This window comes from Flavobacterium sp. N2820, from assembly GCF_025947285.1.
In the GTDB taxonomy this organism is placed as follows: domain Bacteria; phylum Bacteroidota; class Bacteroidia; order Flavobacteriales; family Flavobacteriaceae; genus Flavobacterium.
In genome coordinates this window covers 1,537,019-1,552,453 of sequence record NZ_CP110008.1, presented here as the reverse complement: position 1 = coordinate 1,552,453, position 15,435 = coordinate 1,537,019, and the positions used below count along the sequence as shown (strand labels likewise).

The following is a 15,435-nucleotide window of genomic DNA, read 5'->3' as shown; positions in this document are numbered from 1 at the left end:
AGAAATTCACTGCAACACAAAGATGAATAAACAATAAATGAATAGCTATTGTTAATTAATAAATGTTAACTAATTGGTAATAAGTGTTGTGAATTTAAAAGAAATGTAAATGTTAATGCAGTGTTTTTATCTAAAAAAAGCATTAAATGTCTTATTTGTAAATAGTTACATAAAGTATGGTATTTGTTGGAAGGATGTATGTTAGCTGATAATTAAGTCGAAATCAACAAAAAATCACAGAATATTATTTTTTTGTTAAATTTATAAATTGTTTCATCAAGACTGAAATACTTGTAGGTAAATACATTAATTTAGCATAAATTTAGTAAGATATTTTTGTGATCAGTCACAGAAAAATCACCCCCTATTTGAACTATGAAAAAAAACCCCCTACAATTCATAGCAATTGCTTTGCTGTGTTTAAATTTTTCATTAGCGCAGTCAATTTGGAAACAAGTTGAGGTTAATGAAGTGCTGACTAAAATTGGAAATGGAACAAAAGAGCAGCTTCCTTCTTCTTATTACTTATATAATTTTAGTTTTTCAGATTTAAAAAATCGTTTAGCGCAAGTCCCAGATGAAATTATTGATGGCGAAAATAATTCGTTAGTGTCAATTCCTTTTCCGTTTGAAGATGGTCATGTTGAAGATTTTTACCTGAAAAGAGTTTACTACATGCACAGAGATTTGAGTGCGCTGTATCCAGAAATACAATCGTATGTAGGAGTAAGTAAACAAAATCCTTTGCATAAAATATACATCAGCTTATCGGCAGATAATTTTTATGGTGTTATAAATGGCGAAAAGATAATTTACTTAGATCCGTATAAAAGAGGTGAGTCAGATTTTGTATTGGTTTACAATAGAAAAAACTTCAATAAAGCAACTGATGATGATTTCAGTTGTGCCTATGTTGATGAAGAAAATGCCGATGAAATAGTTCAATTTGGAACACAACAACTTCAAAGAAATATTACAGACGGAAGATTTAGAACTTATGATATTGCGATTGCATGTACTTCAGAATATGCTGCTTATCATGGTAATACTGTTGCAGGAGTTTTAGCCGCTATGAACACTACAATGACAAGAGTTAATAGTGTTTTTGAAAGAGATATGGGATTAAGGTTTCAAATTGTTCCAGCTAACAATAGACTTATTTATATTAACGGATTCAATATAGATAGCACACCAGACCCAGATCCGTACGATAATTATAGTGGTTCACAAATGTTAGGAGCAAATACAGCCAATATTTCTGGATTAATTACAGCAGGAGCTTATGATATTGGCCACGTATTTAGTACTGGTGGTGGTGGAGTTGCTAGTACAGGTCCATGTGGAACAAGTAAAGGTGCTGGTGTAACTGGAATTGTAACGCCTGAATTTGATCCTTTTGATATTGATTATGTAGCTCACGAAATTGGTCATCAGTTTAGTGCCGGTCATACCTATTATAATCCTTGTTTTGGCTCTAAAGTAACCGATGATTATGAACCAGGAAGTGCTTCAACAATTTTAGGTTATGCCGGAATTTGTGCGCCAAATATTCAAGCCAATAGTGATGGTTATTTTCACGCAAGAAGTATTGAGCAAATGACCACGGCTGTAACTTCGCATACCTGTGAAACAGAAACCACATACTCAAATGTTGAACCTACAGCAAATGCAGGTTCGAATTATACCATTCCAAGAAGTACACCTTTTATATTGAATGGTAACTTATCATCTGACCCAACAGCTGGAGATATTTTGACATATTGTTGGGAACAATATGATACAAATGACGGAGGCACACAACCACCACTTTCCACAAATACTGCTGGGCCTGTTTTTCGTTCATTTTTTCCAACTACAGATCCTGCAAGAGTTTTTCCAAATATGGATGCCATTATTGCCAATCAAACCCCAACTTGGGAAGTTTTACCATCTGTAGGAAGAACTTTAAATTTTAGATTAACGGTTAGAGATAATAATGTGCAAGTGGGACAAACCAATAGTGATAATGTTCTAATAACTGTTAATACAACTGGGCCATTTGTTGTAAATTCTCCTAATTTAGGAACAGAAGTTTGGTATGCAGGTGAAACCAAAACAGTTACTTGGGCGGTGAATTCAACAAACACATTATCTGCTAATGTAAATATCAAATTATCACTTGATGGAGGTTACACTTATCCAATAACATTAGTTTCAAGCACACCAAATGATGGAAGTCAGGCAATTACAGTTCCAAATAATATAACAAAAAGAGCAAGAATAAAAATAGAAGCTGCAACCAACATCTTTTTTGATATTTCTAATCAAGATTTTGAAATTAAAGCAGGTACGTTCGAATTTGTTGCAACAGATACAAATATTCCAGTTTGTAAACCAAATACAGCTTCTTTTATTTTTGATTATGCAAAAGCACCAAATTTCTCTGAACTTGTTACTTTTTCGATGGATAATTTACCAGTTGGAATCACAGCAACTTTTTCACCAACTTCTCTTTCGGTTAGCGGGCAAGTTACAGTAACGCTTACGGGTGCTGCATTAGTTTCTGCCGGAAGTTATCCTGTTGTTTTAAAAGGAACTGCTACAACTGCTACAGAAACATTGCCAGTTTCATTAAATGTATATGAAGATTTTATTGATCAATTGACTTTGAATGCTCCGGCAAATGGTGCAACCAATTTAGAAACTTCTGTTTTATTGCAGTGGAATGCTTTAACAAGTGCTGAAGAGTATATTTTAGAAATTTCAGAATCACCACTTTTTTCAACAATTGCCGAAACAATTACAACTTCAAAGTTAGAATATCAAACCAGTTCATTGGTAGAAGGTAAAATTTACTTTTGGCGAGTTCGACCAAAAAATTCTTGTATCTATGGCTCTTATTCCGAAATTTATTCTTTTCAAATTTCTAGAGATTTCTGTAATACTTATACAGATGAATATTTTGAAGGAGGTGACGATATTTGGAATACCAATTCAAATAATGCTGTAAGTGCAAGAATTGATGTTGCAGATAATTTAATTGTGAGTAAAGTGAGTTTCTACATGAGAGCTACGCATCCATTACTTTCGGATATAAAAATGCAATTTAGAGCTCCAGATGGCGTTTTTTCTGAAATTTATAACAGAGATTGTTCTGGATCCAACTTTAATGTCACTTTTGATGATGACGGTATTCCTTTAACCTGTGGAAATGTTGTTCCAAATGTGGTTGCTGGATTAGAAGGAATTCAACAACCAGGTCAAGCTTTTTCAAGATTCATAGGGTCAAACGCTCAAGGAACTTGGGTATTATTAGCAACAGACCGAGTTTCAAATTCTTCAGGTGGAACATTTAATGAATTTAGTATTACAATTTGTGGGAAATTACAAATAGTAAATAATGTGACTTTGGTTAATAATGCCTTAACGGTTAATCAGGGAGCAACTCAAAATATAACTTCGGCATTTTTAAACGCCACTCAATCGGGTGCAACAACGGCACAGCTATTATATACAGTAACTAAATTGCCAACAAACGGTTATTTATTACTAAATGGTCAACGTTTATTTGCTGGAGATTCGTTTACTCAAGCTGATATTAACACTGCGCAACTTTCCTACAAACACAATGCATTAAATTCTGTCGCAGACCATTTTGTTGCAACTATAAAAGGAAATAATTTAGCATTGCTAGGTGGACAAACTTTTACGATTAATGTTACACCACAAACTTGCGCAACTTCTACAACTTGGAACGGTTCAACTTGGAGTAATGGCACACCTGATAAAAATAAAAATGTTGTTTTTAATGGCAACTTTACTACGGTTGCAAATTTAGAAGCTTGTTCTATTCAAGTAAATGGAACAGCTGTACTAACAATTGTTTCCGGAACAAATGTTACAGTGAATAGAGGAGTTTCAATTGCTTCTTCTGCAAATATTATTGTTCAAAATAACGCTAATTTGATTCAGGTTGAGCATTTAAATAATTCAGGAATTGCCACTGTAAACAGAAATAGTACTCCAATTGTTCGTCTAGATTATACGCTTTGGTCTTCGCCAGTTGCAAATCAAAATGTATTAGCATTTTCACCACAAACGCTTACAAATAGATTTTATGTTTACAACCCATTTACAGCAACCAATGGAGCTTATGATGCGATAGACCCTAATTCAAATGATTTTATTCCAGCTAAGGGTTATCTTGTAAGAGCGCCAAACAATTGGTCAAGTACGGTTTATTCTAACTATTCAGGAGTTTTTACAGGAACATTTAATAATTCTTATTTTAAACCAGTGGTTAAAAAAGGAATTTCTGGATATAATGCAATAGGAAATCCTTATCCTTCGACCATAAGTGCCAATGATTTTATTTTAAAAAACACTTTTAATAGAGGGACAGAAAATCAAACCATTGATGGAACTTTATATTTTTGGACCCATACGCAACAAGCTGTAAATGGTGTCTATCCATTAAATAATTATGCAACCTATACATTATTAGGCGGAACAGCATCTGCTGCAGGAGGTGCAACGCCAAACGGAATTATTCAAGTGGGGCAGGGTTTTATTGTAAATGCAGTTGTGCCTAGTTATATTTCTTTCTCAAATGAAATGCGATTGGCAAATAATGGAAATCAGTTTTTCAAAGCATTCAATTCTTCTGTAGTTGCTCTTAATTCAGAAGAAAAGCACAGAATTTGGTTAAATCTTAAAAATAATTCTGGACAATTCAGTCAGGTTTTAGTTGGTTATATGAATGACGCAACAAATGAGTATGATTTTGGAATTGATGGTCTTGCTTTTGGGAACCAAGGGAGTAATCTGTACTCAATTATGGATGTTAATAAATATGCGGTACAAGGTCGAACACTTCCTTTCACAGATGAAGATGTTATTCCGTTAGGTATTTCAATTGTTGAGCCAAGCGCGTACCAAATTGAGATAGATACTTTAGATGGTTTATTTCTTGGAAGTCAAAACATTTATTTAAAGGATAAAATGCTAAATGTGTTGCATGATTTAAAAAATTCGGCATACACTTTCAGTGCTACAATTGGAACTGTCGAGGATAGATTTGAACTTGTTTTTAAAAATGAGTTGTTGTCAAATGATTTAGTTGAAACTTCAGATTTGATAGTTTATCAATCGGGTGATTTGGTTCATCTTAACTCGGTAAATGATGAAATTCAACAAATTGAAGTGTATGATTTATTAGGAAGACGTGTGTTTCATAAATCAAAAGTATACCAAACAGAATATAGTTTTTCAGTACAAGGTTTTAAAAATCAAATGTTAGTTGTTAAGGTAATCACCCTAAATCAAGGGATGATTGCAACAAAAATAATTACGAATTAAATCTTTTCTATCTATGGTAGCAATTCTACTAAAATCCCCGAAAGTAAAAATAATGCTAACTTTAATGTTGGTCTTGTTTTTAAATTTTGCAAATGCACAAACCACTTTTTTTAATGCAGATTTTGAAAATGGTACAGGTGTAAACGCGTGGACTTCTTCAACTTCTGGAGGTAGTGCAAGTAACTGGATTAGAGGTGTTGATAATACAACTAGTTTAGGTCACAATCGACCATTTATTTTAGTCGTTGATCCAATTAACATTGGAAACACAACTAATAGTTACTATTCTAGAAGACATACTGGACAGTATCAAAATGATACAGAAATTCAATCCACTTCACCGGTTATTGATTTTTCAGGATATGAAAATATTACTTTGTCAATAGATACGAGAACAGATACTCAAAACAATGATGGTATGAAAGTACAGTATCGTTTAAATGGAGGAGCTTGGCAAAATTTAGGAAATGGTGCTGGTTGGTATGATGGTAATGTTGGTTCTTTAGGTTCAAATGGATGGTTTGGAGGTACACCTAATTCAGTATGGCAAACTAGAAGTATTAATATTTCTTCAGAAGATATTAATTTTAATGGGAATGATTCTGTTCAATTTAGAATTGTTTTTGCATCTAATGGAAATGGTCGTGATGTCGGTGTGGCTTTTGATAATTTTAGATTATCTGGTTTTGCTGCGCCAGAAATTGCAGTTTCTGGAAATGGAAATAATATTGTGGATGGAACAGCAGTTACAACTCTAGCTGATTTTACTGATTTTGGAGCAACAACTGTTGGAACTCCCATAACAAGAACCTTTCAAATTTCAAATACTGGTTTATTGCCTTTAACCATCGGAACTTTTACTTTTGGGGGTGCTAATTCAGGCGATTTTACATTGTTAACCCCTCCAGCGGCAACACTTGCCATTGGAGCTACAACAACATTTACGGTTAGTTTTTCACCTGGAGCAGTAGGTGTTAGAAATGCAACCATTTCATTTGTTAACAATGATTCTAATGAAAACCCCTTTAATTTTTCAATTAGAGGAACTGGTGGCGAACCAGAAATTAATTTAACAGGATTAGGGAATAATATCGTTGATGGTGCTTCATCTGGAGCTGCTGGAAATGGTACTTTATTTCCAACAGTCGCTCCAGGAGGTTCATCAATAAGAACTTTTACGATTCAAAATACAGGGACAACACCTTTAACATTAACGGGTGTTCCTTATGTGGAATTGACAGGTAGTGGCGCATTTACTGTTACTGGTTTTCCAACTTCACCCATCCCAGCAGGTGGATCAGTTACGTTTACTATAACTTTTAATCCAACCGTTGTTGGAAGTTACTTAGCTATCGTAACTATTTTAAATAATGATTCGGATGAAAGTATTTATGACTTTGTAATTCAAGGAAATTGTATTGTAACCGGAAGAGAAATTGACGTTCAAGGAAATGATACTTCTATTCCGGATGAAGATATAACTCCTTCAACAATTGATTTAACTGATTTTGGAACAACGTATGTTGGATTACCAATTTCAATTCCATTTCAGGTGTATTCACTTGGAACTAACACGCTTGATGTTAGTTCTGTAACAATTACAGGAGGAACAGGATTTACAACAACAAATTTAAATACAAATATTAATTCTGGAGGAGTTGCATCCTTTGTGGTTACATTTACTCCAACTGCTACTGGAACGTTTACTGCTACTGTCACGGTTAATAATGATAGTAATGTAACTGCAGGAAAAACAGTGTATAGATTTACAGTAAGAGCAACAGTTGTCGCAATGCCTGCAATTTCAAATGCTCCAGGAGGTGTAACAAACAACTTAAGACTTTGGTTAAAAGCAGACGGTAACTTAGGAACATATGCAGATGGTGGAGCTGTGAGTACGTGGCAAGATAATGTGTTTGGCAATACTAGAAGCGCTACAGCAAAGCTGTCAAGAAATCCAATTTTTTATAATAATGCAACAAATAATGTTAATTTTAATCCAGTAGTTCATTTTACTGGAGGTAGTGCAATGTATGCTGGACAAGGTTTTAATAATCACGATATATTTATAGTTGTTAAACCAACAAACCCTGTTAATAGAATTACTAGTGCACAAGATATTTTTTGCGGTGATGATGTAAATACCAATCAAGGAAGTCAAGATGTTACTGGGTTTTACATGGGAAATTCATCTTCTCGCTACTCTAACGAAATCGTCGCTTATAACCAAGCAGCCAATACCGAATATGGAGAAGCTGAGATAAGTATTACAAAATCATATGTAGGGCCACAAATTTTTAATCCAAGAAAAAGAGATAATTCGGCATCCAGTTTAATGCACTTGTTTAATAATGGACTACAATTAGGAACAACAAATATTGCAACAGGAACTTATAAAAACATATTAAATTCTAGATATTGGTTAGGAAGAAGCGAGTTTTTTGATGCAAGTTATAACGGAGATATTTTAGAAGTTATTACTTATGATGCTAGAAATAATGATGGTAACCGAAGAAGAATTGAATCATATTTGGCTATCAAATACGGAATTACATTAGGTACAAACGGAACTAGCTTAGATTATGTAGATTCTAATGGAACAACAATTTATAATGCTTCTGCGGGATATAATTATGATATCGCTGGGATTGGAAGAGACGATGTAGCACAACTCAATCAAAAACAATCAAAAACAGTTAATAAAGCAGATGATATTACATTAGGATTAGATACTATTTTTGCAACAAATAATTTAAACACAAATACATTTGCAGGTGATAGAAGATTTTTAGTTTGGGGAAATAATAATGCAAGTTTAGCTGCAGCTGCTCCTTTGACGGTTAATATTAGTTCTGGAATTGCACCAGCATTAACAACTAATGTCGATTTTACAGCTGTTCAAAGAATTTGGAGAGTAGTAGAAACTGGGGGAGATGTTGGAACTGTTAGAATTTCACTTCCTTCTGTTATGTTAACAGCCACTTTATCGCCTCCAGGTGATTTTTATATGTTTATTTCTGATACGCCGGTTTTTACACCTACTGCAGAATATAGAGTTATGACTGTTAATGGAGCAAACTTAGAAACTTCTTATGATTTTAACGGAACTAAATACATCACTTTTGGATTTGCTCCAGAAAGAACATTTGTGCGTTCAATCGATTTTAATGGAACTACCGATTATATCAATTCGGGAAATAATGTTAACTTAAATGGCGCTTTTACAGTTTCGGCTTGGATAAAAAGAGATGCTGCTAATGGTAGTATTTTAAGTAAGAAAAACGCTACTACAGGTTACGAGTTTTTTATAAATGCCGCTGGAAATGCTCAAATGACATGGACAAATGGTGCAGCAACTCAATCGATCACTTCTACTATTGTAATTCCGGATTCAAGATGGCATAATGTAGCTGTAACTTATGATGGTACAACAGCAAGTATGTATATTGATGGAGTATTAAATAATACAGCAACTTTATTAGCACCTCAAACCAATACCTTTGATTTCTTAGTAGCGGCATCAAATGCTTCTTCATTAACAAGATATTTTAATGGTACTATTGACGAAGTTAGAATATGGAATATTTCTTTATCGGTGAATCAATTGCGATTTATAATGAACCAAGAGATGGATAAACATACCGATGGTTACACGAAAGGGATGATTATTCCACAAAATATTACATCAAATGAAGTGGCTACTTTATCATGGAGTAATTTGCTGTTGTATTATCCAATGTCAACTTACACTTACACTAATGTAAAAGATAGATCCGACAATAATATTACGGGTGCACTAAAAAATTTAACTACTGTAGATAGACAAACGGCTCCATTACCATATGAATCTCTAACCAATGGAAACTGGACTGCAGCAGCGACATGGGCAAATAACGCAATGAACTATATTCCAAATTCTAATTCAATAATTGATGCAACAACACCAATTGATTGGAATATTGTGAGAATAAATAATGATGTTATTTCAACGGGTAACAAAACTGTATTAGGTTTGTTTGTAAATACTACTCGAAATTTATTAGTTCAAAACGACACTAAAATGCAAATTTCGCATTACTTGTTATTGGATGGAAAAATCGATTTAGAAGTACGCTCACAACTAATCCAAACGTTAAATAGTGATTTAGATGTTGCAAGTATAGGAACCATTGAAAGAGATCAACAAGGAACAGGAAATTTATTTAACTATAATTATTGGTCCTCACCAGTCAGTACGGTAGTAAGTGCAGTGGCTAATAATACTGGATATACGATTAATAACGCAATGAAAAATGGTACAAATCCTGCAACACCTTCAAATATAAATTGGGTTGGAGGTTACAATGGAAGTACTACTCCTTTTAACATTGCTAGATATTGGTTGTACAAGTTTACCAACTTAACCCCAGATTATGCAAATTGGCAACAATTGAATGAAAATTCTGTTTTAGCTACGGGGCAGGGTTATACGATGAAAGGAAGTGGGGTAGCAGCTCCTCCAGCAATTTCTTCTCAAAATTATGTTTTCGTTGGAAAACCAAATAATGGCTTAATTACTTCATCAGGATTGAATATAGGACCAGGAAGTATCAATTTATTAGGTAATCCTTATCCATCTGCTTTAGATGCTACAACATTTATAAATGATAACCTTGCAAATATAGATGGAACGTTGTATTTCTGGGAGCATTATGCTACTAATAACACCCATATTTTATCAGGTTACCAAGGAGGTTATGCTGTTAGAACAATATTAGGAGGTGTAGCTCCAGTTGCGCCAGCTTTAATTAGTGGTTCTGGTTCAAGTACAAGAATTCCAGGTAGATTTATCCCTGTTGGACAAGCTTTCTTTGTTAAAGGAAGTGCAACTGGAGGGACGGTAACATATAACAATAATCAAAGATTGTTTATAAAAGAAGATAATGTTGATTCGAATAGCATGTTTAGGAATTCGTTTAGTTCATCAATCGTATTTCAAGAAAGTAATCAAGAAGATACTTATGATATAAATCTGTTCAAGTTAATTCGTTTAGGATATACCGCCTTAAACACAAATATGCACAGGCAATTATTGTTAGGATTTACACCTAATAATGAAGCTACGGCAGCAATTGATAATGGATTTGATGGAATTTTGTTTGATTTGCAAACCAATGATGCTTATTTTCCATTAGCAGATAAAAGTTTGGTTATTCAAGCTGAAGGAAGTTTTAATGAGAACGGAATTTTTCCAGTGAATATTAAGGCTACTACTGGTACAAATGGTAAATTTGTAATTGAAGAATTGGTAAATTTTGATCAAAATCAAGAAATTTATTTACACGATAATCAAACGGGTATTTATCATGATTTAAAAATGGGTGAAGTTATTGTACCAGTTACCGCTGGTGAAAATTCAAATCGATTTACCATTCGATTCAAAAATGAAACGCTTGGAAATAATGATTTTGAATTAAATAATAATTTATTCTACCATTACAATAATGAAATTATTGTTTTAAGTCAACTTGTTGAAGAAGAAATTAAAGAGGTTAACGTTTTTAATGTTTTAGGTCAACATATCAAAACTTGGAGAGGTGAAGATTTAGACTTATCTAATGTTAGTTTACCAACAAATCACTTTGCAAAAGGAATTTATATTGTAAATGTAATAACTAAAGTAGGGAAGTACTCTAAAAAAATTATTGTAGAATAAATTTTTGTATATAAAATAAAAAAAGGCGAATTAATTATTCGTCTTTTTTTTATTTAAAGTGTTGATTTGTAATAAAATAATGTTTTAAGCAATCTTAAAAAGTCATTTCAAAGTAAAATTAATAGGATCAAGAAATTTGTATTTTACATTCATGAATTATGATAAAAATTACATTAGGTAATTTACTTTATATCTTTTCAGTTCAATTTTTACAACTTTATCATTTTCGAAAAATAAGTATAAATATTTTTTACAAAAAAAGCAATTTTTTGTATCAATTCTAAACATCCATATATTGCATATGTAATCGTTAAAGCAAAATCCAAATTGTTCTAAAATAGCCTTCTTGCTTTGCCCAATTAAAAGTTCATATTCAGGGAGATTAATTAAACTCATTCTAATGATAAAATTAATAAACCAACAAAAATTATAATAAAATAAAAAGCTAACTCCTTAAAAGTTAATGTAAGCGTAAAATTTCTTTTTAGTTTATCAATTATAATTTTCATGAGTATAATTTTTATAATGGAGTAATATATTATCAAATATATTGTTAGAAAATTTAATCTAAATTTTCTAGGTTGTATAATGATTTTGTTAATTCAACTAAGTTGTTAGTTTTTGTTTTTTTCAATATTCTCATTTTATATGTACTAACAGTACTCAATGCAAGAGAAAGCTTTTTTGATATTTGATTTATTGAGTATCCTTTCATTAACAATGTAGCGCATTCAATTTCTCGTTTTGATAAGAAATTTTTGCTTCTGATAGTGTTTGTAACGGTTTTATAGTTATTTTTTTTCTTAAAAATTGAATTTAAACAATTAATGATTTTCCCTTCATCACTTACTTTATCTAAATAAAAAAAATTATGAGAACTGTAGTTTCTTTTTAAATTACTGTCTTCTGTTAAAAAAATTACTTTTAATTCCTTTTTAAATAAGTTAGATTTATCTTGAATCAATTCTAATTCAGAATGATTTTTTGTATCAATTATTAATAAATCAAAATTTTTTTTAAATTCCGCACCAAATATTTGTTCAAAAGAATCTAATAGCGTAACATTTGAATTTATGTAATTTTTTTTCACAAAAATAGAAAGTGCAACTCTCACAATTGGATAACTACTATAGATTAGTATATTGTAACACATCGTTTAAATTTATGTTTTAAATTAAATAGTTAATGGAGAAGTTAAAGAAATGATAATAAACCCCCTCAAATCTAATTTCATTTTCTTCATTTAAAATAATTTCACCCCCTCAGATAAATTATTTTTTTTAGTTTTTGGTAAACTAATTACTTCTCCATAACTATTTTTACTAAATAGGATTAACTATATCTTTAACAATTCTTTTTAAAATAAAATCGTATGTTTTTTACAAATCACAACTTCAGTGAATTTTTTTATTTTTTTATCAATTACAATTTTTTAGATAAGTTTTTTAAAACATGGACAAAATTGTATTTATTACATTGATATAACTATAAATTCACTTCGTCTATTTGCCTCATGCTCTTCTTCAGAACATTTCGACTCGTTAGCAGGCTCGCAACCACAATCATTTATTAATTGTAATTCACCATAACCCCTTCCGGTTAATCGCTCTGCTGAAATTCCACTTTCAACTAGCCAAGCAATAGTAGATTTAGCTCTTCTATCTGATAACGCTTGATTGTATTTTGCGGTTTGACGACAATCGGTGTGTGAACGAACATCTATTTTCATGGTAGGATTTTTTTTCATTACTTGAAGAATTTTTTCTAATTGTAATGCTGCATCAGGTCTGATATTAGACTTGTCCAAATTGAAATAGATGATTTTGATATCAAATGATTTTGCTAAATCTGAACCAACACCAACTTGTTTTACTCGTTTTGTAATTGGCAATTTTGATTTCGTTTCCCCTGTAACGCTTCCAGTTACTACAGAAGTTTCAACTGTTTCGTAATCTTTTTTTTCCGCTCTTACAAAATATGTTTTTTCGCATTCTAATCCTTCAAATCGATATTCACCATTTTCATTAGCAATCATCTCGCTAATCGAATTCATTTTTTCGTCAAACAGTGTTACCTTAGCATTGGCTAAAACTTCCTTTGTTTCCTCATCAGTAATTACTCCCGAAACGACTTGTTTACAAGTGTATGAAAGCGGAATTTGCTCTACGAATTTATAAATGTCATCGTTTCCTTTTCCGCCTTCTCTATTGGATGAGAAAAACCCGAATCTAGTTTTTGAATCCATCAAATAAGCAAAATCATCTTGTGGACTATTTACTGGCGCACCTACATTGAATACTTTTGACATACTTCCATCTTCGTTGATTTTCACTGAGAAAATATCTAAACCTCCTAAACCTAATTGTCCGTCAGAAGCAAAGAAAATTTCGTTTTCATCAGTTACAAATGGGAATGTTTCACGTGCTTCGGTATTAATTCCACCACCTAAGCTTTCTGGTGTTCCAAAAGAACCATCTGCATTAATTGCAACTTTAAAAATATCGGATTCACCAACAGTTCCAGGCATGTTTGATGCAAAATATAATATTTTATCATCTGGACTCAATGCTGGATGTGCACAACTGTATTCGTCACTATTAAACGGTAATTCTTCAACATTATCCCATTTGCCTTGGTCGTCCTTTGTTGATTTATACAACTTTAATAAAGTAGTTTTTTCTGCATCTGTTTTTTGTTTCCCGTTGGTATAATTATTACGAGTAAAATACATTGTAGTACTATCTTTAGTAAACACAGCAGAAGATTCATTAAACTTAGAATTTATTTTTTTAGATAATGGTGCTGCATCTACTAAATAACCTTCAGAACTAACAGTAGCACTGTATAAATTATAGAAAGAAGCATTAGTCCATGTGTGTTTTACATTGGAAATACCACTTGAATCTCTTGCTGAAGTGAATACAAAGTTTTCTTTGTAAAAAGAGCCTCCGAAGTCAGAATATTCTGTATTGATTCCTGCATCTTCGATTTTTTGTCTTCCTGAATTTCGTTTTATTTCAGCTAAATAGTCTTTATTAGATTCGAAGATTTTTGCACGATTATCAGCAGCTGTTTTTTGAGAAAACTTTGTAAGATATTCATTTGCTTTTGTATAATCTCCAATAGACTTCAATGTTTGAGAATATCTAAAATAGTATTCTGGTGCTACATCTTGACCTAGTGCGAATAATTCACTATACCATCTATTTGCTTCTAACAAATTTGCGTTGAAATAATATGAGTTTCCTAATTTTTGAAATAAATCAACAGATTTGTACCCTTTTTCAGCGACTCCTTCATAAATTTCAATAGCATCTATATAAGCCAAATTATCATACTTTTTATCAGCTGACGATAACTTAATTTTTTGAGCAAAACCTGAGGAAATACTCAATACGAACAATAATAATATTACTTTTATTTTCATAATGTGTCTTTTTAGAAGAATCTTGGAGAAACTACTTTGTCATAATTTTTAAACAATTCATAGCGCAAGAAAAATTCATGTGAGCCCGAATTGTAATTCGCTAATTTTGTAACTTCCATATCATATCCATAACCAATAAACCAAGAATCTGAAACTTGAAATCCGGCTAATAAACTTGCTGCAGCATCCCAACGATAAGCAGCTCCAAGAGTGAATTTATCGTTGAATAAGAAATTAGCAGATAAATCAACCTGTAAAGGGGCACCCTGAACCATTTTAGTTAAAAATGCTGGTTTTAATTTTACATTTTCAGACAAATCAAAAACATGGCCTCCAATTAAATAAAAATGCATTCTTTCTGAAGCAACTGAATTGGCTGTAAAAGCAGATTCACCTTTGTCAAAATGACTTGTTTCTAAGAAATTAGGAACCGATAAGCCTACATATGTTTTGTTGGAATGTAAGTAAACTCCGGCTCCAACATTTGGTGAAAACTTATTGTCTACATTATATTGTGCTAAAACATCACCAGGATTGTAAATATTCAATTTTGTAAAATCTACATTTAAAAGGTTAGCCGTAGCTTTAGCACCAAAAGATAATTTATACGTTTCTGACGTTTTAACCGAATAAGAAATGTCTAATGAAAATGAATTTTCATCTGAAGGACCAATTCTATCATTTACAATAGAAAAACCAATTCCGAAATTAGAATTATTGATTGGAGTATTTAAAGAGAACGTATTTGTTACAGGCGCTCCATCTAATCCAACCCATTGATTTCTATGCAATCCAAAAATACTTAAAACACCACGAGAACCAGCATAAGCAGGGTTAATATTAATAGTGTTGTACATATAATTTGTGAATTGCGAATCTTGTTGTGCATGAGATGATGCCGCTACAAGTGTTACAATAAATATTAAAAATCTTTTTTTCATTTTTTTTCACTTTTTATAATAGCTCAAGGGGAATT

The 15,435-nt window shown here is 32.1% G+C and carries 5 protein-coding genes; 2 read left to right on the top strand and 3 right to left on the bottom strand.

All coding sequences use genetic code 11. The annotated features are described in order from the left end of the window. The first annotated feature begins 375 nt into the window (after window positions 1-375). Together OLM52_RS07495 and OLM52_RS07490 are read left to right on the top strand one after the other, a co-directional pair. The gene (locus OLM52_RS07495; protein ID WP_264547920.1) at window positions 376-5,337 is read left to right on the top strand and encodes a reprolysin-like metallopeptidase; all 4,962 of its coding nucleotides are present in this window, start codon (window positions 376-378) and stop codon (window positions 5,335-5,337) included. 13 nt (window positions 5,338-5,350) lie between these two features. Further along, complete coding sequence (locus tag OLM52_RS07490) at window positions 5,351-11,032, top strand: choice-of-anchor D domain-containing protein (protein WP_264547919.1); 5,682 nt, start codon at window positions 5,351-5,353, stop codon at window positions 11,030-11,032. Window positions 11,033-11,594: 562 nt separating this feature from the next. Here the strand turns inward: OLM52_RS07490 and OLM52_RS07485 are convergent. The 3 genes from OLM52_RS07485 to OLM52_RS07475 form a co-directional block, all read right to left on the bottom strand. After that, window positions 11,595-12,122 (bottom strand): helix-turn-helix domain-containing protein, encoded by a 528-nt coding sequence (locus tag OLM52_RS07485; RefSeq protein ID WP_264547918.1) that lies wholly within the window; start codon window positions 12,120-12,122, stop codon window positions 11,595-11,597. 381 nt (window positions 12,123-12,503) lie between these two features. After that, complete coding sequence (locus OLM52_RS07480; RefSeq protein ID WP_264547917.1) at window positions 12,504-14,459, bottom strand: OmpA family protein; 1,956 nt, start codon at window positions 14,457-14,459, stop codon at window positions 12,504-12,506. An 11-nt stretch (window positions 14,460-14,470) separates the two neighbouring features. Then, entirely contained in the window at window positions 14,471-15,400 is a 930-nt protein-coding gene (locus OLM52_RS07475) for a type IX secretion system membrane protein PorP/SprF (protein ID WP_264547916.1), read from the bottom strand. Between the last annotated feature and the right edge of the window lie 35 nt (window positions 15,401-15,435).

Excerpts from the sequence above, each read along its gene's own strand:
- OLM52_RS07495 (WP_264547920.1), top strand. The coding sequence starts at position 376 with ATGAAAAAAAACCCCCTACAATTCATAGCAATTGCTTTGCTGTGTTTA.
- OLM52_RS07490 (WP_264547919.1), top strand. The coding sequence starts at position 5,351 with ATGGTAGCAATTCTACTAAAATCCCCGAAAGTAAAAATAATGCTAACT.
- OLM52_RS07480 (WP_264547917.1), bottom strand. The coding sequence starts at position 14,459 with ATGAAAATAAAAGTAATATTATTATTGTTCGTATTGAGTATTTCCTCA.
- OLM52_RS07475 (WP_264547916.1), bottom strand. The coding sequence starts at position 15,400 with ATGAAAAAAAGATTTTTAATATTTATTGTAACACTTGTAGCGGCATCA.